The sequence below is a fragment of the Hymenobacter sp. BRD128 genome (genome assembly GCF_013256625.1).
GTDB lineage: Bacteria > Bacteroidota > Bacteroidia > Cytophagales > Hymenobacteraceae > Hymenobacter.
On sequence record NZ_CP053908.1, the window covers coordinates 3806371 to 3832100 of the forward strand.

Sequence of the window (25730 nt, forward strand, 5' to 3'; positions counted from 1 at the left end):
GCCGGGCTGGTGCCTTAGTACACAATCGTAATGGGCCCCGCGTAGGAGCGGCCCAGCGGGCCTTTCGTGACGACAACGTAGTAGTACGTGCCCACCGGCGCGGGCTGGCCGTTGATGTCGCCGCGCCACTCATTGGCCCGGCTGTAGTTCTCGGCCGAGAAAATCTTATCGCCCCAGCGGTTGAATATATTCACCGTGTTGTCGGGAAATTGCTCGATAAAGTCAATCTGCCAGGTATCGTCCACGCCGTCGCCGTTGGGCGAGAAGGCGCTGGGAATGCGAATGGCCGGGCGCACGGTCACGGTCACCTCATCGGAGCTGGCGCAGCCGCCCGTGCCGGCCGAGAGGGTGTAGGTGGTGGTGACCAGCGGCGCGGCCACGGGGTGCAGCGGGTCGTTGGCCGGGATGGTGAGGCCCAGGGCCGGCGTCCACGTTACGGGGTAGCTGCCGTCGGCGCTGCCCTCCAGCACCACCGAAGAGCCGGCCAGAATCTCCTTATCGGGCCCCGCATTCACCACCACCGGCGGCTGAATTCGCACCACCACGCCGTTCGACACGGCCGTTACGGGCTGGCCGCACACGTCGGTGGTGCGCAGGCGCAGCGTCACGGTCTGGCCATCACGCAGGGTGCTGCTGGTAAACACCGGGGTAGTGGCTCCGGCCACGTCGTTGCCATTTACCTGCCACTGGTAAGTGGGGGCCGACCCGGTACCGGTTGCGCTGGTGATGCTGAACGTAAGCGGCGTGCCGGGACACACTGGCCCGCCCGGTTGCACAAAAATGGCCAGCGTAGGCAGCGGCGTGGCCGTGCGCGTTACCGTAACGGTGGCCGTGGCGGGGCCGGTGCTGCACAGGCCCACCGTGGGCGTTACCTGCACCCGCACCTGGTCGCCGGTGGCGAGGGTGCTGCTGGTAAACGTGGGCCCGCTAGCCACGGCCACGTTGTTGACAAACCACTGGAAGGTGGGCGCGGCGCCCGCATTGGTAACCACGGCCGTGAAGGTGAGGGGTGTGCCGGCGCACTGCACGGGCGGGGTGGCCAGGCTCACAGTAGGCGTCACGAGGGGCTGCACCAGTATCGTCACCACGTTGGAAACCGCCGTCGAGCAGCTGCCGGTGCCGGAAGTAACCCGGCGGCGGTAGTAGGTGGTGGCCGTGAGCGGGCCGGGTGCATACGTCTCGCTGGTAGCGCCCGCGATGGCCGACCAGGTCGAATTATCCGGCGACGATTCCCACTGATACGCAAACGTGCCCGTGCCCCCGCTAGCTCCCGCCGCGCTGCTCAGCGGACTAGGCGCGGTGCCCGTGCAAATAGCCTGGTCGGCGGCAATGCGGCCGGCCGTCAGGGCGGGCAGCACCGTCAGGGCGACGGCCGGCGAGTACACCGGGTCGCAGGGGCCCGACGTCACCTGGCGGCGGTAGTAGGTCGTGACCGTGAGCGGCCCCGGTGCATACGTTGCGCCGGTAGCACCGGGGATGGCCGTCCAGGTCGCGTTATCCAGCGACGACTGCCACTGATAGGCGAAGCTGCCGGTGCCCCCGCTAGCCCCCGCCGTGCTGGTGAGCGGCGCGGGCGTGGCGCCCAGGCACAGCGTTTGGGAAGCGCCGATGGTGCCGGCCGTCAGCGCCGGGGTCACCGTAATCGTAACGACGTTGGAGATGGCGGGCGCGCAGGTGCCCGCCGTCACGCGGCGCCGGAAGTAAGTAGTCGCGCTCAGCGGGCCGGGTGCGTAGGTCGGCCCGGTAGCCCCGCCAATGGCCGACCAGTTCACATTATCCGCCGATGCTTCCCACTGATAGGCAACTGTGCCGGTGCCACCGCTAGCCCCCACCGTGCTGGTAAGGGGCGCCGGCGTGGCACCCGCGCACAACGTCTGGTCGGCGCCAATGGCACCGGCCAGCAAGGCTGGCAGCACGCTGATGGTGACGGTATTAGAAGGTGCAGTGGTGCACGCGCCGGAACTCACCTGGCGGCGGTAGTAGGTAGTGGCCGTGAGCGGGCCGGGTGCATACGTCTCGCTGGTAGCGCCCGCGATGGCCGACCAGGTCGAATTATCCGGCGACGATTCCCACTGATACGCAAACGTGCCCGTGCCCCCGCTAGCTCCCGCCGCGCTGCTCAGCGGACTAGGCGCGGTGCCCGTGCAAATAGCCTGGTCGGCGGCAATGCGGCCGGCCGTCAGGGCGGGCAGCACCGTCAGGGCGACGGCCGGCGAGTACACCGGGTCGCAGGGGCCCGACGTCACCTGGCGGCGGTAGTAGGTCGTGACCGTGAGCGGCCCCGGTGCATACGTTGCGCCGGTAGCACCGGGGATGGCCGTCCAGGTCGCGTTATCCAGCGACGACTGCCACTGATAGGCGAAGCTGCCGGTGCCCCCGCTAGCCCCCGCCGTGCTGGTGAGCGGCGCGGGCGTGGCGCCCAGGCACAGCGTTTGGGAAGCGCCGATGGTGCCGGCCGTCAGCGCCGGGGTCACCGTAATCGTAACGACGTTGGAGATGGCGGGCGCGCAGGTGCCCGCCGTCACGCGGCGCCGGAAGTAAGTAGTCGCGCTCAGCGGGCCGGGTGCGTAGGTCGGCCCGGTAGCCCCGCCAATGGCCGACCAGTTCACATTATCCGCCGATGCTTCCCACTGGTAAGTGAGCGCGCCCGCCCCGCCCGAAGCCGGGGTAGGGCTGGTGAAGGGGCTAGGGGTAACGCCCGCGCACAGTGCCTGGTCGGCGGCAATAGTACCGGCCACGAGGGCTGGCACCACCGTTACCGTGACGGTGTTAGAAGGAGCAGTGGTGCACGCGCCGGAAAAGACCCGGCGGCGGAAATACGTAGTGGCCGGGAGCGAGCCGGGCGCAAATGTTGCGCCGGTGGCGCCCGCGATGGCCGTCCAGGTCGAATTATCCGGCGACGATTCCCACTGATAGGCAAAGCTGCCGGTGCCGCCCGTAGCCGGGGCCGTGCTCGTGAGCGGCGCGGCGGGAGTGCCGGCGCACACGGTCTGGTCGGTGCCGATAGTACCGGCTACCACGGCCGGCAGCACAGTAATGGCTACCGAAGCCGTAAAGCTGGGCGTGCAATAAGGCCCCGAGCCGCTGGGCAGCAGCAACTGGGCCCGCCGCCGGAAATAAGTCGTGCCAACCGGCAGCGAGCTGGGGGGGGCATAGCTAGCCCCGGTAGCCCCGGAGATGGCGCTGAACGTGACATTATCCGTCGATGATTCCCACTGGTAGACGAGCGGCAAGCCGGCATCGCCCGCAGCTGCGGCACTGCTGGTAAGCGCGGCCGGCGCGGTGCCGGCGCATAGCACCTGAGGGGCGGCAATACTCCCCGGGGCGGGGAGGCTCGGCACCCGAATCCGGCCCGAGCTTTCGCGGCAAAAGCACGCGGTCGTGATGCGCAGCGTCACGACGTAGTCGCCGGGCGTAGCGTACACGTGCACGGGGTTTTCCTCAGTAGAGGTAGCCCCGTCGCCAAATTTCCACGCGTAGGTTTTCCCGTCAAAATCAATGGGCGGGGCCATGAAAGAGATTTGCCGGCACCCCGTAATCTGCGCGCTAGGTCCCACGCGCAGTAGGGAGCTTTGGTTGAAGTTGACCAGGCCCAGGCCACTCAGGCGGCCGCCTAGCTGCAGGCTGTCGTCGGCGTAGCGGGCCTTGGCCCCCAGCGAGTCGGGATGGGCAATGAAGCCCAGCGCGGGCTGGTTGTCGCGGGCCACGTAAATCTTGCCATCGGGCGCGGCCTGCATCGAGCCCAGGTCGACGGGCGTTTTCTGCTTGAGCGGAATAGTCTGCTTGGTCACCGGCCCATTGCCGCTGACATTAAATTGCAGCAGCTTGGGCGGGTTGCGTACCGTGGCGTAGAGGTAGTTGCCGGCCGAAAAACTCACCCCGTAGTATTTCCCGGCGCCACTGTCCACGATGTACGGCACCCTCGGGTTGACGCTCACCTGGCCCGTACCGGCATTAAACCCAAAAAACTCGACGGTGCTGCTGCTGTCGCCTACTACTTCGCTGTAGCGGGCCAGGGCCAGCCGCTGCCCATCGGGGGTTACCCGCATCTGGCCCTTGTAGCCCAGGGCCGCCTTGCGCGGCGCGTGCAAGCTGCCAACGGGCGAGATAATAGGAATGGTATCCAAGCCGGTCAGGCGCAGGCGGTAGGCCAGAAAGGCATCACCGCGGTTGTTATTGCCGGTCTTGGCATCGCCCCAGCCGTGGGCGATAACCCAGATATCGCAGCCGTTTTTATGAAAAACGCCCGTTAGCTTCTCCGCCGTGCCGCGGGCCAGGGGCTTGTTTTTGGTAGCGGCAATGACGGTACCCGGCCCCCCGCCCGCCGGAATATCTATTTCCGAGTAGCTCAGGCCCACGGTGCTGTTCAGGGTGAAGAGCAGGTAGCGCGTCGGCTGGCCCGGCATAACGATGCCCGGCATCTTGAGCGGCAGGGGGCCGTCGGTGGTAAAGCGGTTGCCCGCTAGCCCCGTGCCGTTGGTCATCACGGTGCCGTCGGCGTTCCACACGGTTTCGCCGTTGCTGTAAAAGAGAATTTTGCCGTTGCTGTCCGACATTATCCCCGAGCCGGCGGGCGCATCCATCGCCCCATCCTTGAGCACCTTGGGCGGAATAGAGTCGGTAGCCTGGTTGAAATCGAGCCCCGCCTTAAAGCCAAAGTACCAGGTGTTGGCAAACTTCTCATCGGCCGCGCACTCCGGGGGCGGTGTGCCTTGGGCAACGGCGGTAGTAGCCGCGCCGCTTAGCCAGAGCAGCAGCAGGGTCAGCAGCCAACCAGCCACCGGGCGCCGGCGATTAGCCCCCTGGCCAGGCATACAAATGAACGAAGCGGGAGTACTGGTAGTAGCAAGGGCAGGATGCGATAGCTCTGCGGGCATAGTGGGGCGGGTAAGGGGCAGGCAATAAGCAGGTAATCAGCAAAAAGAGCCCCACTTGCAACCCTTGAAAGGAACGGAGCCGGGAGACTAGCTACCGCTTAAAAAAGCGCGGCTAGCCGGGTTTAGTAAAGCTACGCACTGCCGGCCAGGTTTATGCAAGCTAATGCTCGAATAGTAATAAATACCAGCCCTAGCCGCTTGCGCCCCGCAGGCAGTAAGCAGCGCAAAAACGTGCTAGCTGAATCAGTCTATCCCCGTCCGGCAAGCAGTTGATTGTGATAGTTGCGCGCGCTAGAGGCCGGTAGGCTATTAGCCATGAGGCTTGGGAAGCGCAAAGCAGAGTAATAAGCTTAACTTGTTGTTATATAGATACTTAATTATCACTACGAGTACAGTAGGATTTCGACGGTCAAATTCGGCACTTGCTGCGCCTGCTTGCCCTGGATTTGGCGGCCTCGGACGCGGCCCGGCTGACCGGCTTGCGTGTAGCTCGGTCAACACCATTTATCTGCTCATTCACCACCGGCTGCTTCAGCTCTGCCCAGTACCGGCCGAGCTGGGCGGGCGCTCGAACTCAAAGAATCGCACCTTGGTTTGCGCCGGGCACGGAGCAAGTGAGGGCGGGGGCAAAACACTGGTCTTTAGGCTGTCTAACTAAACGCGGCGGCCAAATGCACACGGAAATCTACCGGACTGCTCGAAAGCAGCGCGGCAAGGCATTATTCGCGGCAAAATCGACCCCGTGGTGCTAGGCAATGCCGATGGCTGGCGCGGCTATGACGGGCTGGTGAATGTGGGCTTCAACCGCCACTACCGGGTCCAGCACGGCGCTGACGGCTTTGTGCGGGGAGCCGCGCCTAGCACCGGAATTAAGCCCAACTAGGGCTTCGCTAAAAGTCGCTTACAGCAGTTTGCGGGGGTGCCGAAGCATACCTTGCTGCTACATTTGAAAGAGAGCGAATCTAGCTTTACCCATCGCTAGCAAGACGTGTACAAAGTCTTGCTAAAAGAATTTGCCTCGCAGCGGCCTCCGGAAGCTGATTCTGCTTCCGGAGGCCGCTGCGAGGCAAATTCTAAACAACACAGATTCCCGCGCAACGAACGGTTAGCGCTCGAGTAGAATTTCCGCCCCCAAAATCACCAGGTCTACCCGGCCCTTCAGCGTCTGGTCGATAAAGGGCGTGTTCTGAGATTTGGATTTCATGAAGTCGCGCGTGAAGGTCGTTTCCGCTGCCGTATCGAACAGCACGCAATTGGCTGGCTGGCCGACTTCGATGGTGGGTACCGGCAGGCCCATCAGGCGGCGGGGCTCCGCCGAGTAGCGCTTCACCACCAAGTCCCACCCAAATTTGCCGGGCTCGACGAAGAAGTGGTGGAGCGAAACCAGGGCCGTATCGAGGCCGGTGATGCCGTTGGGCGCGCTGATGAAATCCTGGGCTTTTTCGAACGGCGTGTGCGGCGCGTGGTCGGTGGCAATGAGGTCGAAGACCCCCTCGATAAGCCCGTCAAGCAACGCGTCGCAATCAGCCTGCGTGCGCAGCGGCGGGTTCATCTTGTAGTTGGTGTCGTAGTCGCCGATGTGCTCGTCGGTGAACAGCAGGTGGTGCGGGGCTACCTCAGCCGTTACTTTCACGTCGCCGCGCGACTTCCACCAGCGGATAGTTTCCATGCCGAGCTTGCTCGACACGTGCTGGATGTGCACGTGCGCGCCCGCCGCCCGGGCCAGCCGAATGTCGCGGTCGATGATAATCTCCTCGGCGCAGGCCGGCGAGCCCTTGATGCCGAGCCGGTAGCTCATCACGCCTTCGTTGAGGGCGCGCGGGCCGGCCAGCTCCGGCACCTCGCAGTGGCTGGCAAAAAACATCCCGAACTCGGTGGCGTACTGCATAGCCCGCAGCAGCACCGCCGGGTCGTTGGTGGTGTCGCCGTCGTCGGTCAGCATTTTGACCCCTAGCCCGCGCATGCCCTCAATTTCGGCCAGCTCCTTGCCCTCGCGGTTTTTAGTGACGCAGCCCGAGGTGTACACCGGAATGCGCGAGCGGTCCTTGGCATTCTCCAGCACTGTAGCCACGGTGGTGGCCGAGTCGAGGGCCGGGCGGGTGTTGGGCATCATCACCACGCCGGTCACGCCGCCGTTGATGGCCGCCTCACTGCCCGTCGTGATGGTTTCCTTGTTTTCGAAGCCGGGCGCGCGGAAATGGACGTGGGCATCAAACATGCCCGGCAGCAGCACCCGGCCCCGCGCGTCGATGACGCGGGCACCTGCGGGCGCGGCCAGTTTAGTACCGATGTCCTGAATTATTCCTTCGACAATCAGGACATCGCCCTCGCGCAGCCCGGGTGAGTTTTCGGAGGCGATGCGGGCGTTTTGAAGGAGGAGCATGAAGTGGTAATTTTTGTAAACCGCTAGGGCTATGGGAGATATAAAATAAAGAATGGGGCGAGCCGCCGCTAGGGCATCACCACCGATGAGCCAGCGCGCTGCCGCGTGGCGTAGGTCGATTCCTGCTTCGGAAATTCTCCGCCCGGCGTGAGCCAGTCGAGCACGGCCATGCGGATGGAAATGCCGTTTTCAACCTGATTGGTGATGAGGCTGCGCTCGTAGTCCATGACGGCGTCGCACAGCTCGACCCCCCGGTTCACGGGGCCGGGGTGCATGATGTAGAGGCCGCGGTCGCGGATTTCGGCCAGCCGGGTGTTGGTAATGCCGTAGACCCGGTGGTACTCGCGCACGCTGGGAAAAAACTGCACGTCCTGGCGCTCCAGCTGCACGCGCAGCAGGTACACCACGTCGGGTGCCCAGGCCATGGCCGCCTCGTAGTCGGTGAAGCGGCGGATGCTTTCGGGCACGTACTTGGGCACCAGCGAGCCCGGCCCCAGGTAAGCGACCTCGATGCCCAGCTTTTGCAGCAACGTGCTGGTCGAGCGCGCCACGCGCGAGTGCAGAATATCCCCGATGATGAGGACTTTCTTGCCCCTGGGGTCCGGAAACTTCTCCCGGATGGTGAAGGCATCTAGCAGGGCCTGGGTGGGGTGCTCGTGCGCCCCGTCGCCGGCATTGATAACCGAGGCCGTGGTTTGACGGGCAATCATGCCGGGCAGGCCGGGGTGGCTGTGGCGGACGACGATGTAGTCGGTGCGCATCGCCTGAAGCGTCTCGATGGTTTCGCGCACCGACTCGCCCTTGGTGATGGAGGAGTGGGCCACGTCGAAGTTCGTGACCTCCGCCGAGAGGCGTTTGGCCGCGACTTCAAAGGAGGAGTGCGTCCGGGTGCTAGCCTCGTAGAACAGCATGAGCACGGACTTGCCCTCGAGGGCGGGGATTTTCTTCACCGAGTGGGTGAACAACTTTTTAAACGACGTGGATTGGTCGAGCAAAAACTCGATTTCCTCCCGGTGGAGGGAGGCGATGTCGAGCAGGTCTTTACGTGCCATACCGAAGGGGGAGGAAGAATGAGGGTGACTAGCTAACAAAAATCAAGTAAAGTTTTGCCCTTACCCGCGGCGTGTAGCCTGCTCGGCGGCGCAGCGGCGGCCGACCTCAACGGGCATAAAAAAACCGTTTCGAAATCCGAAACGGTGGCGGGGCAGTAAACAGAAAAAAAATAATGAAAGTGCCGAAGACAAAATCGGAAAAACCAATGGTGGCGAAGACCTTGCGGCCTACTCGCGGCTCCTTGGCTAGCAGGGGGCCGCGCTTCGTCAACAAGTTTTTTGGTTGAAGCACGGGGCAAAGATACGGCAGTGTTACGTGTCCTTTACGCATGTTAAGTAAGAATTTCCGTTGCGGTAAACGTGCGTATGGCGAACAAACAAGCTCAAAGCATCCGAATTTACCGCGTGAGGCAGGCTAGCTAAGCCGGGCAGAATTAAGACGCGGTTTTGCATTAGGTTTCGAAATATTGGGGCGGATAGTAGCTGGGTGCGGAGTGTCTGCCGTGCGGCCTTGTAATAGGCGATGCGGTGGCTAATTCCGAGTTGGGCTTCGGCCAGGTTAGGAAAGCTCCTGCCGTCGCGCGGTGCGGCTTTGAAGCGAGTGGCCGTGTATTGGCTGCCCTGGTTGGAGTGAATGACGAGCCCGGCCGGGGGCCGACGCACTACCAGGGCCCGGCGCAGGGCCGTGCTCACCAGGTCTTCGGGCACGGTATCGCGCACCCTCCTCCCAGCCCACGATGTTGCGCGAGCAGCGGCGGGCTGGCCACACGGCTAGGTAGAGCCAGCCACCCTATAAGTACTCACCGGGCTAGCTGGCCGAGCCTGCGCCTATAGCGGGCGACTGGCTAAGGCTTTTTAAAAGGTCGAGCTCCTGCTCCGCCCGCTTGAGGTGGGCAGAGCAGGCCGCGCACCTCGGGGCACAGGCCACTTCCGCACTGCCCCCTCAGCTACGAATTGCGCTTGCTGCCAGCGGGCAAGCAGCTTGGGTTGAGGCCCAGCTGCGACCTGCGGCTCTCGCCAGCCAGGCGCAAGGTTTCGGCTTTGAGCGCCTCATCATAATTTACGCCCTTTGTCGGGCAACGCCCCACTGAGCTTTGCTGACATAACGGAAAAATACGCGTTCTTATGCCCTGCGTCATCCTTATGCTGGGTCATCTCCCTGCTTTTTTGGTCAGTGATGGAGTTAAGGGTATAGTCCTACCGCCTTCATTTTCCCTTCCTCGGTGGGATACTACCACCATGCTAGCATCCGTCTCCCATCCTTGGCCAGCTTGGAAAGCTTCACCAGTAGGGCGGGCGTATAAGTGAAGCCCCAACACCAGGGCTACTATTTGCAGCAGGAAAAAAGTGACTCAAAATCTGCCACGGACTGACCTAGTAAAAAAGAAAAAGAGGCCATACGCTAGGTACAACCTCTTTTCTCACTAGTAGCGGGGACTGGACTCGAACCAGTGACCTTTGGGTTATGAGCCCAACGAGCTACCAACTGCTCCACCCCGCATTGTTTGGGAGTGCAAAGGTACATCAAAAGGGCCGGGCTGCAAGTAATGAGGTAAAAAATCACTGCTTATCGACTTGACCTATTGATTTACAAGGAGAAATTTTTTACATCCGCTAGGGCTGCTTGCTACCAAGCACGGCTAGGTTAGCACGAATAGCACGTTTTCTGTGCCAGCTTTGGGGTAGTGTTTCTATTTGCTACCTGCTTTATGTCGCCCAAACGCCCGGCCGCGCTGGCTTTCATCTTCGTCACCATTCTCATCGACGTTATCGGGCTAGGGGTTATTATCCCGGTGCTGCCCACGCTCATCGAGCAGCTCACGGGCGAGGGCGTGAGCCGGGCGTCGCAATACGCGGGGTGGCTCTCGTTTGCCTATGCGGCGGCGCAGTTTGCGTTTGCGCCGGTGGTGGGCGGGCTCTCCGACCGCTTTGGGCGGCGGCCGGTGCTGCTGGCTTCGCTGCTGGGGCTGGGGTGCGACTACATTTTTCTGGCCCTGGCCCCGAGCATTGCCTGGCTGTTTGTGGGGCGCATCATCGCGGGCATCACGGGGGCTAGCTTCACCACGGCCACGGCCTACATTGCCGATGTGAGCCCGCCCGAAAAGCGTGCCCAAAACTTTGGGCTGGTGGGCGCGGCTTTCGGGCTGGGCTTTATCATCGGGCCGGTGCTGGGGGGGCTATTTGCGCATTTTGGGCCGCGCGTACCGTTTATGGTGGCGGCGGGGCTGAGCTTGTGCAACTTCCTCTACGGCTTGTTTTTGGTGCCCGAATCATTGCCCGCCGCGCAGCGCCGCCCCTTCGAGTGGGCGCGGGCCAATGCCGTGGCTTCGCTGGCGCGGCTAGGCCGCTACCCGCAGATAATCGGGCTGGTGGTGGCCCTGGTGCTGCTCTACCTGGCCGGTTCGGCCACGCAGTCGGTCTGGACGTTCTACACCATCCTCAAGTTCAAGTGGGATGAAAGCATGATTGGCTGGTCGCTGGGCGCCGTGGGGGTGGGTGCCCTCGTGGTGCAGGGCGGGCTGGTGCGGGTGCTCATCCCCCGGCTGGGCGTGGCGCGGGCCACGCTGGTGGGCATGGCCTTTTATATCGCGGGCTTTGTGCTGTTTGCCTTCGCCTCGCGGGGCTGGATGATGTTTGCCTTCACCGGCGTGTTTGCGCTGGGCGGGCTGGCGGGGCCGGCCTTGCAGGGCAGCATTTCGAGCCAGGTGCCGCCCAACGAGCAGGGCGAACTGCAGGGCGCGCTCACCTCGCTCATCAGCGCCACCGGCGTGGTGGGGCCGCTGCTGATGACGAGCTTATTCGCTTGGTTTACGCGGCCCCAGGCCCCGGTTTATTTTCCGGGAATGCCGTTTTTGGTAGGCGCGGGGCTCACGCTGCTCGCCTTGCTGGTGGCGCTGGGGCCGCTGCGGCGCCTGCCAACGGCCCCGGCACCGTTGCCGGCAGCACCCGCTGGGCACTAATTTTCGTTAGAGTGGCAGTGCCGCTAGCCCCCGGCACTGCTGCCGTATGCCCGACCAGCTACCCGACACTCCACTACTGGAGCTAACTCTGCGCCCCGACCTGGATGTGCTGCTGGGCCGCTGGCGCTATCAGCCCGAGCACCCCGCCGCGCTGCGCCCCTGCTACCAGCACCTGGCCAATCTGGCCCTGGCTACGGGCTGCCGCTTCTGGCTGCAGGACCTGCGCCGCCGGGCCTCGCCCGACCAAGAAACCAAGCGCTGGCTGCTCGATGAGTATTACCCCGCCGTGGCCCAGCGCCTGGGGCAGCGGCTGTACGTGGCCTACCTCTTTAGCCCCGACATGCACCGCCAGATAACAGAGGCACCCGACTACGCCCCGCCCCAAACATTCGAGGAAACTCCCTATTCGCTCAATTTTTTTGGCGATGAAGGAGCGGCTATTCACTGGCTACAGACTCACCAGCCCGCCCGGTAGTGCGCCGGCTAGCCCGGCTGCCACTAGCTGCTTAAATGTACCGAAGCTGGTAGCTTCTCAAAAAAGTTCGGGCTTGAAAGGGCTGTCCTTAGACTTAAAAAGCCCTTTTATAGTTTTTGCGCAAAAAAAGTCAGGTGCGTTTTGATACAGATTTACGAAAAATTCGTAGTATTACGAAAAATTCGTAAATCTCTTTATGGAACGCCTCACCCAACCCGAAGAAGATGCCCTGCGCGCCCTTTGGCACACCGGCCCGGCCTTTGTGAAAGACGTGCTGGAGCAGCTGCCCGCCCCGCGCCCACCCTACACCACCCTGGCCAGCACGCTGCGCAACCTAGAGCGCAAGCTGTATGTGCAGGCCGAAAAGCTCGGCAATTCGTTTCGCTACGCCCCGCTGGTGAGCGCCGAAGACTACCAGCGCCGCTCGCTAGGAATGCTGGTGCGCGAGCACTTCCGCGACTCCTATAAGGAGTTGGTGTCCTTTTTTGCGAAGGAGGAGAAAGTGAGCGCCGCCGACTTGCAGGAAATTATCCGCCTCATCGAAAAGCCGAAAGGAGAGTAGTCATGGCGGCCGTTCTGCTCACTTACCTGCTGAAAGCCAACGTGGTGCTAGCCCTCTTTGCGGCGGCCTACTACGGGCTGCTGCGCGGCCTCACCTTCTTTGGCCTGAACCGCGCCTACCTGCTGCTGGCGCTGCTGTTTGCGGCCGTGTACCCGGCCCTGCCGGTGCCGGCGCTACTGCCGGCTCGGGCGCTGCCGCTATTGCCCACAGTAGTGACGCACGTGGCTAGCCCAGCCCCGCCGGAAGTGGCCGCTAGCGCTGGTCTCGACTGGCCGCGGCTGGCGCTGGGGCTGTACGCGGCTGGCACGGCCGGACTGCTGTTGCGCCTGCTGGGCCAGCTGGGCAGCCTGGCGCTGGTGCGGCGGCGCAGCCGGCCCACCGTGGTGCTGGGCCAGGCGGTGCGAGTGCTGCCGGGCGCGGGCGGACCGTTTTCATTTGGCCGCACGGTGTACCTAAGCGAGGTGGCCCTGGCCGACGCAGATAGCCTGCCCGCCGCCCTGCGCCACGAGCACGCGCATGTGCGTCAATATCATACGCTCGATGTGCTGCTGACCCAGCTCGCCACCGCCCTGGCCTGGGCTAACCCCGCCGCGTGGCTGCTGCGCCGCGCCGTGCTCGACAACCTCGAATACCTGGCCGACCGCGCCGCCCTGCACACCGGCCTCGACCGCCGCGCCTACCAATACAGCCTGCTGCGCCAGCAGCCGGGCGGCGTGCCGGCTCCGGCACTGGCCTTTCACTTCTCCTTTCCCACCCTCAAAAACCGCATTATCATGCTCAATCAACCCACTTCGACTACCCGCCAGCTGGGGCGCTACCTGCTGGCCGCGCCGCTCCTGATGGCCCTAGCCTTGGCTTATACCGGCGCCCGCGCCCAGACGCCCCAGACCGCTCCGGCTGCCTGGCACGTGCCAGCCGGGGCTCAAGTGTATATAAATGGTGTGCCTGCCACCGGCCCCGCCGCCGAAGCGCTCGACCCTCAGACTATTGGGAGCATGAAGGTGCTGGCGGGAATTGAAGCGCGCATCTTTTCACCAGGGTCGGGCTCTATTATTGCCCTTACCACTAAAGCCGATGAGCAAGCGGCACCGGTGCAGCACTTAAATGACCGGCTTGCCCAGGCAACGGCGCTGGTGCCCAGCATAGACCCGCAGGACTTGCCAAAACCTGCGCAGGAATACATAACCCGCACATTTCCTGATTGCCGGCTGGCTCAAACTAATAAGATACTCCCGGCGGCCAAGGAGCGGGCAGTTTACCAGGCCCTCCTGGCCAAAGGCCGCCGGCCGCAAGGGTACCTACTGTTTGACGCTACTGGCAACTTCCTAGAGAAACTATAACCAGGCGGCACAGCGTGAAGCACTTCAGGCTTTTAGTCGGGCTGATAGTAGCTGGGGAGTTGCTAGCCAGCCTGGCTGTTCACGGCCAAGCCAGCCTCAACCTGGGCCTAGAGCCTGGCGCGAACCACAGCCACCCGCTGGCGCTATGGATGCGGGTCCGGGCGCCGGGCGCGCGGGTGCAGCTCGATAGCACTGTGCGGCACCAGGGCCGGGGCAGCCTGCGACTGACGCTGGGCGCAGAGGATGACAAGCGCGTTTTTACGGCGGTATTCACCAATGCCTTTCCACTCGACTCACTGCGCGGGCAGGTGGCTACGGTGAGCGGCTGGGTGCGCACGCGCGGATTTTGGGGCCGGGCGGGCGGCTACGCCTTTGCCCACACGAGCACCACCGACGGCAACAGCACCGACCGCGCCGAAGCCATCGACTCGCTGCCGGCCGATACGGACTGGCGCCGCTTTTCTGTGCGGCTGCCGGTGAAGGCCACCGCCCAGAGCTTTGGTGTTGGCTTACAGGTATTCGGCACCGGGCGCGTGTGGTTCGACGATGCGCAGGTGCGGGTGGCAGGCAAGCGCGTGGGTACCGAGCCGCTGCCGGGCACCGAAGGCCTGTTCTTAACGGCGGCCGAAGCTCTCACGCCCAACTGGGATTTTGAGCGGCGCTTGCCGTCGCTAGCCCTGCCGGCTCCGGCCCAGGCCACCGCGACCCTGGCTAGTGCCCAACCTCAGCATGGCCGGCGTTACCTGCGGCTAGCCCGCCTGGGCAGCGCCGGTCCGCCGCCAGCCGTGTACTTGGGCACGCTGCGGCTCGATAGTGCTATCATTGGCAAGACCTTACAAGTGCAGGGCTACTGGCGGCAGACTGGGCCCTCTTCGTCCGCGCCGGCCTTGGCCTACACGCTGCTGAGCACCGACCGGGGCAGCGACTACTATAATGACTCGCCCACGAGTTGGGGCGCGGGCGGCTTGCAACCGCTGCCTGCGCTGCCTGCCCCTGGGCCGCAGTGGACTGCCTTTGCGCTTACCATTACGGTGCCCAACGACTACTTCCGGCTGGCCGCATTGTCCCTGAGTCTGCGGCTGCCCGCCGGGGCAGTAGTGGATGTCGATAACCTGCGCTTTGCCGTCGATGGCAAGCCCTACGTGCCGGCCCCGCCGCCCACGCCGCCGGCACCTACCGCCGCCGAAGCTGCTTGGCTTCGCACCGTGCTGAAGCCCCTGCGGCCCAAAGCTCCAGATTTTCAAGATTTGGCGCCGCTGGGCGGGCTAGTGGGACCCGCCCAAGTGGTGGGGGTAGGGGCAGTGGCGCCCGGCTCGCACGAGGCAATGGCGTGGCGCGCCCGGCTGCTGCGCTACCTGGTAGCTCAGCAAGGTTTTACCGAACTCGTGCTGGATGCCAGCCCAGCTTCCTGCGCCGCCCTCAATGACTACCTGCTGACCGGCCAGGGCGACCCGGCCCGGCTGCTGGCGGCCTTGCCCGACTGGCACACCACCGAAATGCTGGAGGTAGTGAGCTGGCTGCGCACCCACAACCAGGCGCACCCCACCCGGCCGGTGCGGCTGGCGGGCATCGCGGTGCAAAACCCCGAGCTAGCCCTCAACCAATTTGCCCAAACCCTGACGGCCGACGATGACTTTGCGCAGAGCCGGGTGCGGCAGTTGCGCACGCTGCTGACCACGCTGGCCCACCCTAGCAGCGCGGCGATTGACCTGCGCCACCAGCCCGACCAAGCGCAGGACTCGCTGCTAGCCCCATTGCGCCGCCTCACCACCGAGCTGGCCGCCGGCCTCGACGCCCGCGCCAAGTTGCGACGGGGCCTGCCGCCCAGCCTGCGCACGCTGGCCCGCCAGCGCTACTACCTGCGCCTGGTGGAGCAGGGCGCCACCTAGAGCCGCCTGTCCTTCGAGCAGGCCGTCGACTACCGCATAGGTTGCCTGGCCGAGAACGTGCAGTTTCTCAGCCAGAACGATGGCCCGGCGCGGCTGGTACTGTGGGTTTCCAATACCCAGGCAGCTACTTCCAACGGCGCCGAGCACTGCCTGGGCCAGTGGCTGCGGGCCACCTACGGCGGGGGCTACGTGGGCCTGGGCTTGGCGCTGGGCCAGGGCAGCTACGCCGCCGAAAACCCGGCTGGCCAGTGGGTGGCTACCCCGCTGGAAACCCCGCCGCCGGGTAGCTACGAAGCCTGGCTGCGTACCGGGCTACCGGCTTTCTTCCTATCGCTGCACAAGCTGGAATTGACGGAGGCCAACGCCTGGCTGTTTCAGCAGCAGCTGTTGCGCGATGCTGGTAGCCGGCAAACGCGCCATCAGTTTGGCCTGCACGACCTGCGCGGGGCTTTCGATGGGCTAGTGTTTTTGCGCGATTCAACTCCGGCGCACTTTCTACCTTAACTCCTTCTACCACATATGAAAAGCTACTTCGTGGCGCTGGCCCTGGCCGGCAGCCTGGCGGCGCGTGCCCAGACCCCCATCACCATCAGCGGCTACTTACCGGGCTGCGCCGACTCCACGACCGTGACCGTAGCCGAGCCCATTGCGGGTGGGCGGCTCAACTATTTTTTCAGCGAAAAGCCTAATGTGGCGCTGGTACGCGGCGGGCGCTTCCACTACCAGCTGCACGGCGAGCCTACTAGTCTGCTGCTGCTGCAAGGCAAGTGCGCGCCACCCAACTGGGTGTATGTGGAGCCGGGCGCGCAGGTGAGCTTCACCAAAAAAGAAGAGGCCGCGGGCCGCGCCACCTACACCTTCGGCGGCACCAACGCGGCCGCCAACGACCTGCTGGCCAATGGCAAGCTGCTCAACGGCGGTCCCGCCGAACAAGTCCGGGTGACCGACCTGCTCGGCCCGGTGCGTACCGCGGCGGCCGCGCTCCCCAAGCTGCAAGGCCTGCTGCAAACCTACCTCCGGCAGCTCGACGCGCTGGCTCGCCAGCACCAGATTTCGGCCACCTGCCGCACCTTTCTGCAAGCCGAAACCGAGCAGCGCCTCGTGCTTTGGACGAGCGGGGTACTCGGCACTTACCTGCAAGACTCGACCGACGCACGCCTGCACCTGACCCTGAGCCGGACCGAAGCGCGCAAGCTTCTGGCGCAGCTGTTTGCGCAGTATAATCCCGATTTGCCCCGCTACCAATTCAGCAGCTTAGGGATGGACCGCGAGAAAGCCTCTTTTATCAGCCGCGGTATGCTGGCGGGGCCGGCGCCAGCCAGTCATTTGTGGGCCGGCTTTCAAAAGCAGCTGGCGGATGTCGATTCGCACCTGGAAGTATTTGACTACGCGCCGCTGGCCGTGCAGGAGCACGGCGTAGGCGGTACCATTCTGAACGCCGTCGCCCTCCAAACCATCACGCCCGCCGACCTGGCGGCAGTAGTAGCGGCGTACCAGCAGCGCTTTCCGGCCAGTGCCTACAGCCCGGTGCTGGCCCGCGCCGTGGCCAAGGCGCGGGTTGCGGCGGGCGTAGCGGCGGGCAGTAAGCCGGCCTTCGGCCAATACGTGGCCGGCAGCAAGGGGCTAGCCATCAGCGACGTGCCGAGCCTCGATACGGTGCACACGCTGGGCGGGCTGGTGCGCGCGCTGCGGCCAGGCCGGGCGGTGTTCGTCGATTTTTGGGCCACGTGGTGCGGGCCCTGCATCAGTCAGTTTGCGTATGAGCCGGCCTTGCATAAATTCTTGACGGAGAATGACGTGGATGTACTGTACGTCTCCATTGACCGGCCGGCTTTGCGCGAGAAGTGGGCCACGATGGCTGCCCAGTACCACCTGCAGGGGTACCATTACCTGGCCCCGCCCGCCCTGCAAAAAGCCCTGGAAACCACCGTGCCGCATGTGCCTTACTATTTGTTATTCAACAAGAACGGGCAGCTTGTGCAGGCCGACACGTACCAGCCTAGCACGGGCGAAAAGCTCTATCAGCAGGTGCGCGAGCGGTTGCACTAAAACCCGATGAGGCGCGGGCGAACCAGGAACAATGCCGCCCGCGTTGGCGGACTGGGGTGTACCTTGTTGCGGCGCGGGCCGCAGCGGCACCCGCCTTTTTCTTAGCCTATGACGATGGTAGCGGACCGGCCGGCTTCGGCCGCCGGGGTTTCTTCGACTGATTTTCCGGCCCTGGTCCAGGTGCGGGCCGAGATGGATGCCTACAAGCGCAAGTTTTACCTGAGCCTGCTGGTGCGCGGCGGGCTGATAGCGGCGGCGCTGCTGCTGAGCTTATTCGTGGTGTTTAATACCCTCGAATACTTCCTGTACCTGCCCACGACGGTGCGGGCGGGCTTGCTGTTCACCTTCTTAGCTTTGGCCGTGTACGCGGTGGGCCGCTGGCTGTGGCAACCCCTAGCGGCGCTCGCCAACCTGCGCCGCCTGCTCTCGGACGAGCAGGCCGCCCGGCAGGTGGGCGAGCTGTTTCCGCAGGTGCAGGACCGGCTTTTGAACGCCCTGCAGCTGCAAGGCCAGGCCCGCGGCAACGAGCTGCTGCTGGCTAGCCTCGAGCAGCGCGCCGCCCAGCTGCAAGGCGTATCCTTTAGCCAGGGTATTGATATTCAGCAGCAAAGCCGGCCACTGTGGAAGTACGTGCTGCCGCCGCTGGCCGTGCTGCTGCTGGCGCTGGCGTTTTTCCCAGGCTTCATCACGCAGAGTACCAGCCGCATCTGGCACTACCGGCGCCACTACTCGCGGCCCGCGCCGTTCGATTTTGTGGTGAAGAACCGGGAGCTGAAAGTATTCAAGGGCGAGAATTTTACGCTTGATGTAGCCGTAGCTGGCAAAGCGCTGCCCGCTAGCCTAAGCCTGCTGACGGAGGGCGGCGCCGAGCGCCCGCTCGCCCCGGTGCCGGGCCACCAGGGCGAGTTTCGCTACACCTTCGAGCAGCCGGCCGCCGATGTCACTTTTCAACTCAGCGGCGCGGGCTTCGTCTCGGATGAATACCACCTCACGGTGCTGGAGCGGCCCGATTTGCGCGACTTCACGGTGCGCGTGACTTACCCGGCCTACACCGGCCGGGCCGCCGAAACCCTGCGCAACGGCGGCAACCTCACCGTGCCCGAGGGCAGCCAATTGCGCTGGGAATTCAGCACCGCTGCCACCGAGGCGCTGGCCCTGCGCTTCGACAACCCCGCCGAAATGGTGCAGGCTAGCCAGCAGGGCGAAAGCTTCGTGGCCGAGCGCTGGGCGCTGCGCTCGCAGCCCTACCTGGTGCTGCTGCGCAACGCCGCCGCTACCAATGCCAACCCCATCAGCTACCAGCTCACGGTGGTGCCCGATGCGCCGCCCAGCCTCACGGTGGAGGCGTTTTCGGATACGACTTCGCTGCGCTACCTGGCGCTGGGCGGCTCGGCTACTGATGATTATGGCCTGACTGCCTTGCGCTTGCACTACCGCTTGCATCGGGGCGACTCGAAGGCCAGCGGCGGCTTCACCAGTCGGCCGCTAGGCCTGCCGAGCGGCGCGGGCGGCACCTATTCGTATACCTGGAACCTGGCACCGCTGGCCATGCAGCCCGGCGACCGCCTCGAATATTTTGTAGAAGCGGTAGATAACGACGGCATTCACGGCCCCAAAAACACGCGCTCGCGGCCGTTAGAATTCCGGCTGCCGAGCTGGCGCGAGCTCGATAAGCAATTGGCCTCGCAGGCCAACTCGGTGGCTAGCCAGCTGAGCTCGGCCGCCAAGCAGAGCAAGCAGCTGGAGCGCGAGCTGGCCCAGAGCCAGGACAAGCTCAAGACCAAGCGCGACCTGAGCCGCCAGGACCGCAAACAGCTCGAAGACATGCTCGACCAGAAGCAGCAGCTCGACCAGCAGGTGCAGGCTATGCAAAAGCAGTTTGAGCAGTTGCAAAAGCAGCAGGACCAGCTCAGCCCCAAAAGCGAGGAGCTGGCCCAGAAAGCCGAGGAGCTGAAAAAGCTCATGAACGACCTGCTCGACCCCGAAACCAAGAAGCTCTACGACAAGCTGCAAAAGCTGCTGGAGCAGCAAAAGCAGCCCGACGCCGAGATGCAAAAGCTGCTGCAACAGCTCGAAAACAAAGAGAATACCTTGCAGAAAGAGCTGGACCGGGCACTCGAAATGTTTAAGCAGATGCAGTTTGAGCAGAAGGCCGAGCAAACCGCCGACCGCCTCGACCAGCTAGCCAAGGAAGAAGAAAAACTGGCCGAGAAAACGGCTGAAAACGATAAGAATAACCCTGACAATAAGCAGAGTGCTGAGCAGCAAAAAGCCGAAAACCAGAAGCTGCAACAAGAGCAGGCCCAGAAGCGCCAAGAGTTTGAGCAGCTGAAAAAGGATATGGCCGACCTCAAACAGCAGGATAAGGAAATGGGCGACCAGAACGACATGGATGAGCAAAAGCCCGACCAGCAGCAAACCGACCAGGACATGCAGGACGGCGAGCAGCAGCTCTCCAAAAACCAGAACCAGAAGGCTAGCCAGAGCCAGAAAGCCGCCGCCGAGCGCATGAAGAAAATGGCCCGCAAGATGAAGGACCAGATGAGCGACGACGAGGAACAGAAAAAGCAGCAGAACATCGACGGCCTGCGCGATATTCTGGACAACTTGGTGACGCTCAGCTTTGACCAGGAAAAGCTGATGAAAGACTTCCGGGTGGTGGACCAGACCGACCCGCGCTTTGTGCAGCTAGGGCAAACCCAGCGCAAGCTGCGCGACGACTCGCAGATTATCCAGGATTCGCTGTATGCCCTGGCCAAGAAAGAGCCGCGCATCCAGAGCTTCGTGACCCGCGAGGTGGGCGAGATGAATGGCCGCATGGACGAGAGCCTCACGCACATCAAGCAGCGCGACGTGCCCCGCGCCACCACCACCCAGCAGCAGGCCATGACCAGCATCAACAACCTGGCCCTCATGCTCTCCGATGCCCTCAAGCAGATGCAGCAAGACTTGCAGCAGATGAAAGGCCAGGGCCAGGGGCCGCCCCAGCCCGGCAGCGGCAAGGGTAAGAAGAAGGGCAAGGGCAGCTCGCCCGGCCCCGGCAGCCTGGGCAAGATGCAGCAGCAGCTCAATGAGCAGATTCAGCAGCTGCAGCAGAGCGGCAAAACAGGCCGCGCCCTTTCGCAGGAGCTGGCCAAGCTAGCCGGCCAGCAGCAGATGCTGCGCCAGGCCATGCAGCAGCTGGGTAACCTCCAGCCCGGCGGCAGCAAGCCCGGTGGCAAGGAGGGCGGCAAAGATGGCCAGGGCAACAAGCCCGGCCAGGAAAAAGATGGCCAGGGCGGCGGGGGCAACGCCGCCGAAATGAAGAAAATGATGGAGCAGACCGAAACCGACCTCGTCAACAAGCGCCTCACTGAAGAAACCATTCAGCGCCAGCGCCAGATACTGACGCGCCTGCTCGAAGCCGAAAAATCGGCCCGCGAGCGCGACCAGGATACCAAGCGCGAGGCTCAGGCGGCGCAAAACCACCCGCCGGTGTTTCCGCCGGCCTTCCAGAAGTATAAAGCGGCCGCCCCTGAGCAGCAAACAGAAATTTTACGTCGACAGCAGCCTGCTTTAACGCCTTATTATCAGCAGAAAGTGAGTGAGTATTTCCAAAAAACTCGCTAGCATACTGACAACCCGCCCAACCACTTTACGTAGAGGCGGGTTGCTACCTCCAAAACTCCAGGCAGTGCTATCCAAGTGGCCGAAAACCACGATGCTACGGCATTGCCTGTTTTTTACCCGTCGTTTTCTATTTTTGCCGTCCCGCTACCCGCGCCGCTCTCGCTATTCCTTCGCTCCCCCTTATGAAGCAGGTTAAAATTCAGATTCCGTCGCTCGTGGAAAATATCCGCGTCGTGGAAAGCTTCATTGATAATTCCAAGGATACGTTCCAGATTGAGGACGATATCTACGGCAACATCATGGTAGCCGTCACGGAAGCTGTAAACAACGCTATCCGCCACGGCAATAAGTTTGATAAAGACAAGAACGTCTACCTCTCGCTCTACGTCAACCCCAACCAGCTCAAGTTTGAGATTGAAGACGAAGGCTCGGGCTTTGACTACAATAATCTCGACGACCCGACCTCGCCCGAAAACCTGGAAAACCCCGGTGGACGCGGCATTTTTCTCATCCGCCACCTGGCCGATGAAGTCGAATTCAGCAAAGATGGTCGCCGCCTGGAGCTCACCTTCGCTCTGCACCCTGCCAGCACCCCCGAAACTGCCGAGCAAGCCGCCGCATGAGCGTACCCGCCGCCGCCGGCGTGCGCTACTTCGAGGCGCCCGGCATTGAGTTCGTAGTGGAGGACGTGCCCGAATTCGGCCTGCACGATGCGGAGGACCTAGTGGCTTGGATTGAGCGCATCGCGGCGGTGCACGAGTACCGTATTGCGCAGCTCACGTTCATCTTTTGCACCGATGAGTACCTGCACAAACTGAACGTAGAGTATCTCAACCACGACACGCTCACCGACATCATCACCTTCGATAATGCCGACGATGCCGAGGTGCTGGAGGGCGACATTTTCATCAGCGTGGAGCGCGTAGCCGACAACGCCAAAGACCTGAACATCAGCTTCCGCGACGAGCTGCACCGCGTCATGATTCACGGCGTGCTGCACCTGCTGGGCTACCACGACAAGGACTTGCTGAGCCAGACGGCTATGCGCCGCAAGGAAGATTACTGCCTCTCGCTGCGCACCTTTTAGGGCTAGCCGCGTTTTGCTGGTATGAGTGTCGCGCTTTCCCGCTTGCCCGGCGATTTTCTGGATTATTACCTCGCCCAAGGCTATTACCGCATGGGGCAAAACCTGTTTACCTGCCAGTTTTTGCCCCTCGAAACCGGCCTTTACACCACCCACTGGCTACGCTTGGCCGTGGCTAGGGTCACCTACGGCCCCAAGCAGCGCCAGCTGTTTCGGCTCAATGAGCGGTTTGAAGTAGCCGTGCGGCCGTTTCGACTCACGCCCGAATACGAAGCGCTGTATGCGCGCTATTATCAGTCAATTGACTTCGACGCCAACCCCTCGCTAGGGGACTTGTTGCTGGAAGGCAGCCCGCACAACATCTTCGACACCCACGTGCTGGAAGTGCGCGACGGCGAGCGCCTCATCGCGGCCGGTGTCTTCGACAGCGGCACCGAGAGCATCGCGGGCATCGTCAATTTTTACGACCCTGCCTACCATAAGCACAGTCTGGGGAAGTATTTGATGCTGCTCAAGTTGGAGCACGCCCGCCGCCACCGGCTAGCCTATTATTACCCCGGCTACTTGGTGCATGGCTACCCCAAGTTTGACTACAAGCTCTTTGCCTGCCTGGCGGCTACCGAGGTTTTTAATGCCCGCACGCACCAGTGGCGGCCCTTCAGCTGGGAGGAGGTAAACCGGGAAGCCACGCGCCTGCTAGCCGACCGCGAGGCCCGCGACCTGGCGGAGGAGACGGAGTAACCAACCGTATGAACACGGCTTTATTTTAGCGGCTTTCTTAGCCCTAGCCATCATGCTTCGCCTCGTTCGCACCACTTCTGAAAATCCCGATTTCCGCGCCCTGGTACAGCTGCTCGACCGCGAGCTAGCCGCACGCGACGGCGCCGACGCCACTTTCTACGCCCAGTACAACAAGATTGACCTCATCAAGCACGCGGTAGTGGCGTATGAGGCCGACGAGCCGGTGGGCTGCGGCGCTTTCAAAGAATTTGCGGACGACGCGGTGGAAGTCAAGCGCATGTTTGTGCAACCCGCGCACCGGCAGCGGGGCGTAGCCCAGGCGGTGCTGGCCGAGTTGGAGCGCTGGGCTGGCGAACTAGGCTACACCAGTTGCGTGCTCGAAACCGGCAAGCGCCAGCCCGAAGCCATCGCGCTATACCAACGCTGTGGCTACGTGCGCACGCCCAACTACGGGCAATACGTGGGCGTGGAAAACAGCGTGTGCATGCGGAAGTCGCTGAGCCGCTAGCGGCAAGTAGGGGAGTGCTCGCCATTTTGTGGCGAACTTTGTAGCCTGGTTTTGTTGTCCTGCTGGCTAGCTCCGGTCAGCCACGCCATTCTTTAGCGCTATCTCTTATGTTCTCCGATACTGAATACGACCTCATCGTAGTGGGCGCGGGCCACGCGGGCTGCGAAGCCGCCGCCGCCGCCGCCAACCTCGGCTCGAAGGTGCTGTTAGTGACGATGAACATGAACACCATCGCCCAGATGTCGTGCAATCCCGCCATGGGCGGCGTGGCGAAAGGCCAGATAGTGCGCGAGATAGACGCGCTGGGGGGCAGTCGGGCCTCATTACCGACCGCACCATGATTCAGTTTCGGATGCTGAACCGCTCGAAGGGCCCCGCCATGTGGAGCCCGCGCGCCCAAAGCGACCGCATGCGCTTTGCCGAAGAGTGGCGCCTGACGCTGGAGCGGATTCCGAACGTGGATTTCTGGCAGGAAGCCGTAACGGGTTTGCTGATTGAAAACGACGCCTGCGTGGGCATCCGCACCGCGCTGGGTATCGAATTTCGCAGCAAAACGGTGGTGCTGACTAATGGCACGTTCCTTAACGGCCTGATTCACATTGGCGAAAAGAATTTCGGTGGCGGCCGGGCGGCCGAGAAAAACAGCCGCGGCATCACCGAGCAGCTCATTGAGCTGGGCTTCGAGGCCGGGCGCATGAAAACCGGCACCCCGCCCGCGTGGATGGCCGCTCGCTCGACTACTCGAAAATGGAGGTGCAGGCCGGCGACGAAAACCCTAGCCGCTTCTCGTACCTCGACACGCCCCGCCTCACCGGCCAGCGCCCGTGCTACATCACGTACACCAACGAGCGGGTGCACGAGATTTTGAAGGAAGGCTTCGAGAAGTCGCCCATGTTTCAGGGGCGCATCAAGGGCCTGGGGCCGCGCTACTGCCCGAGCGTGGAAGACAAAATCAACCGCTTCGCTGACAAGGACCGCCACCAGATTTTTGTGGAGCCCGAAGGCTGGAGCACCGTGGAGTGCTACATCAACGGCTTCAGCAGCTCGCTGCCCGAAGATGTGCAGTACCGCGCCCTGCGCGAAATCGCGGGCTTTGAGAAGGCCAAGATGTTCCGGCCCGGCTACGCCATCGAGTACGACTTTTTTCCGCCCACGCAGCTTACTAATACACTCGAAACCAAGCCGGTGCGCAATCTCTGGCTAGCCGGCCAAATCAATGGCACCACTGGCTACGAGGAAGCGGCCTGCCAGGGCCTGATGGCCGGCATCAACGCCCACCAGCGCGCCGCTGGTAAGGAGCCTTTCACCCTGCGACGCGACGAGGCCTACATCGGCGTGCTCATCGACGACCTTATCAACAAAGGCACCGACGAGCCCTACCGCATGTTTACGAGCCGCGCCGAGCACCGCATCCTGCTGCGCCAAGACAATGCCGACCTGCGCCTGACGCCCTTGGGCCACGCCCTGGGCCTAGCCAGCGACGAGCGCCTGGCCCGCGTGCACCAGAAGGAAGCCGACACCGCCGCCGCGCTGGCCGTGCTGGAGAAATTTGCCATCGAGCCGGCCGCGATAAATGGTTTTCTGACTGAACACGGCTCGGCCGAAATTCATGAGAAAACGCGGGCGCTCAACCTCTTGCGCCGGCCTAATATCGAGCTGCCCGAGCTGACCGCCTTCCTGCCCGAGTTGGCCGCGAAGCTAGCCGCGTTCAGCGAAGAAGCGCAGGAACAGGCTATTATCCAGACCAAGTACGAGACGTATTTGCAGAAAGAGCAGCAGCAGGCCCAGCGCATGCGCGAGCTGGAAGACTTCCAGATTCGGGGCCGGCTGAACTACGGTGCCATGCCCGCCCTCAGCCACGAGGCCCGCGAAAAGCTGCTCAAGATTCAGCCCGAAACGCTGGGGCAGGCCAGCCGCATCAGCGGCGTGAGCCCGGCCGACGTGTCGGTGCTGATGGTGTATTTGGGGCGGTAGATGGGGCCCGAACAGCCAGCTCGGCGGCGGCCGTGGCGCTGGCCGCTGGGCTGGCTGTTCGGGCTAGGGTTTGCCCTGGGGTTGGGGCTATGAGGCTGGTGCGCCTGGCTGTGGCTTCATTATACTGCTGTTGACCACGGGGGTTATCCGTGGTTAGGCACGGTGATGCGGTTAGAGTTGCCGTACAGGCTGTGGCTAGCCGTGGCCGCGCTGGGCGGGCTAGGTCT

At 63.1% G+C, this 25730-nt stretch carries 16 protein-coding genes, 1 tRNA gene and 1 pseudogene; 14 read left to right on the plus strand and 4 right to left on the minus strand.

Going from position 1 to position 25730, the window contains the following annotated elements:
* Positions 1 to 14: 14 nt before the first annotated feature.
* Positions 15 to 4814 carry a gliding motility-associated C-terminal domain-containing protein gene (locus tag GKZ68_RS16985; protein WP_173116875.1) on the minus strand — a complete coding sequence of 1600 codons (4800 nt, stop codon included), beginning with the start codon at positions 4812 to 4814 and terminating at the stop codon, positions 15 to 17.
* Positions 4815 to 5619: 805 nt separating this feature from the next.
* On the opposite strand from GKZ68_RS16985, the gene GKZ68_RS16990 reads away from it, so the two are divergent.
* Positions 5620 to 5760 carry a hypothetical protein gene (locus tag GKZ68_RS16990; protein WP_173116877.1) on the plus strand — a complete coding sequence of 47 codons (141 nt, stop codon included), beginning with the start codon at positions 5620 to 5622 and terminating at the stop codon, positions 5758 to 5760.
* A 222-nt stretch (positions 5761 to 5982) separates the two neighbouring features.
* On the opposite strand, the gene GKZ68_RS16995 is transcribed toward GKZ68_RS16990, so the two are convergent.
* The 3 genes from GKZ68_RS16995 to GKZ68_RS17005 form a co-directional block, all read right to left on the minus strand.
* Positions 5983 to 7260, minus strand: coding sequence for a dihydroorotase (locus tag GKZ68_RS16995; protein WP_173116879.1), 1278 nt, complete (start codon positions 7258 to 7260; stop codon positions 5983 to 5985).
* Between the two features lie 68 nt (positions 7261 to 7328).
* Positions 7329 to 8312 carry an aspartate carbamoyltransferase catalytic subunit gene (locus GKZ68_RS17000; protein WP_173116881.1) on the minus strand — a complete coding sequence of 328 codons (984 nt, stop codon included), beginning with the start codon at positions 8310 to 8312 and terminating at the stop codon, positions 7329 to 7331.
* Between the two features lie 1428 nt (positions 8313 to 9740).
* Positions 9741 to 9813: transfer RNA gene (locus tag GKZ68_RS17005), tRNA-Met, on the minus strand.
* Positions 9814 to 10021: 208 nt separating this feature from the next.
* Here GKZ68_RS17005 and GKZ68_RS17010 point away from each other — a divergent pair.
* From GKZ68_RS17010 to mnmG, 13 genes and pseudogenes are all read left to right on the plus strand, one after another.
* Positions 10022 to 11272, plus strand: coding sequence for a TCR/Tet family MFS transporter (locus GKZ68_RS17010; protein ID WP_173116883.1), 1251 nt, complete (start codon positions 10022 to 10024; stop codon positions 11270 to 11272).
* Positions 11273 to 11318: 46 nt separating this feature from the next.
* Positions 11319 to 11747, plus strand: a complete 429-nt coding sequence (locus tag GKZ68_RS17015; protein WP_173116885.1) for a hypothetical protein — start codon at positions 11319 to 11321, stop codon at positions 11745 to 11747.
* Between the two features lie 196 nt (positions 11748 to 11943).
* Positions 11944 to 12309 carry a BlaI/MecI/CopY family transcriptional regulator gene (locus tag GKZ68_RS17020; protein WP_173116887.1) on the plus strand — a complete coding sequence of 122 codons (366 nt, stop codon included), beginning with the start codon at positions 11944 to 11946 and terminating at the stop codon, positions 12307 to 12309.
* A gap of 2 nt (positions 12310 to 12311) precedes the next feature.
* Positions 12312 to 13649 carry a M56 family metallopeptidase gene (locus tag GKZ68_RS17025; protein ID WP_173116889.1) on the plus strand — a complete coding sequence of 446 codons (1338 nt, stop codon included), beginning with the start codon at positions 12312 to 12314 and terminating at the stop codon, positions 13647 to 13649.
* Positions 13650 to 13663: 14 nt separating this feature from the next.
* Positions 13664 to 15538, plus strand: a complete 1875-nt coding sequence (locus GKZ68_RS22765; protein WP_173116891.1) for an erythromycin esterase family protein — start codon at positions 13664 to 13666, stop codon at positions 15536 to 15538.
* Between the two features lie 57 nt (positions 15539 to 15595).
* Complete coding sequence (locus GKZ68_RS22770; protein WP_173116893.1) at positions 15596 to 16042, plus strand: erythromycin esterase family protein; 447 nt, start codon at positions 15596 to 15598, stop codon at positions 16040 to 16042.
* A gap of 15 nt (positions 16043 to 16057) precedes the next feature.
* Positions 16058 to 17587, plus strand: coding sequence for a TlpA disulfide reductase family protein (locus GKZ68_RS17040; protein ID WP_173116895.1), 1530 nt, complete (start codon positions 16058 to 16060; stop codon positions 17585 to 17587).
* 108 nt (positions 17588 to 17695) lie between these two features.
* Positions 17696 to 21196 (plus strand): DUF4175 family protein, encoded by a 3501-nt coding sequence (locus GKZ68_RS17045; RefSeq protein WP_254244046.1) that lies wholly within the window; start codon positions 17696 to 17698, stop codon positions 21194 to 21196.
* 182 nt (positions 21197 to 21378) lie between these two features.
* Positions 21379 to 21819, plus strand: a complete 441-nt coding sequence (locus GKZ68_RS17050) for an ATP-binding protein (RefSeq protein WP_173116897.1) — start codon at positions 21379 to 21381, stop codon at positions 21817 to 21819.
* Entirely contained in the window at positions 21816 to 22283 is a 468-nt protein-coding gene (gene ybeY / locus GKZ68_RS17055; protein WP_173116899.1) for an rRNA maturation RNase YbeY, read from the plus strand. Before GKZ68_RS17050 ends, ybeY begins: the two co-directional genes overlap by 4 nt.
* Positions 22284 to 22304: 21 nt before the next feature.
* On the plus strand, positions 22305 to 23021 hold the full coding sequence (locus tag GKZ68_RS17060; RefSeq protein ID WP_254244047.1) for a GNAT family N-acetyltransferase: 717 nt from the start codon (positions 22305 to 22307) through the stop codon (positions 23019 to 23021).
* A 52-nt stretch (positions 23022 to 23073) separates the two neighbouring features.
* The gene (locus tag GKZ68_RS17065; RefSeq protein WP_173116901.1) at positions 23074 to 23529 is read left to right on the plus strand and encodes a GNAT family N-acetyltransferase; all 456 of its coding nucleotides are present in this window, start codon (positions 23074 to 23076) and stop codon (positions 23527 to 23529) included.
* Positions 23530 to 23636: 107 nt separating this feature from the next.
* Positions 23637 to 25503 (plus strand): annotated as a pseudogene (mnmG, locus tag GKZ68_RS17070) (tRNA uridine-5-carboxymethylaminomethyl(34) synthesis enzyme MnmG).
* The last annotated feature ends 227 nt before the right edge of the window (positions 25504 to 25730 follow it).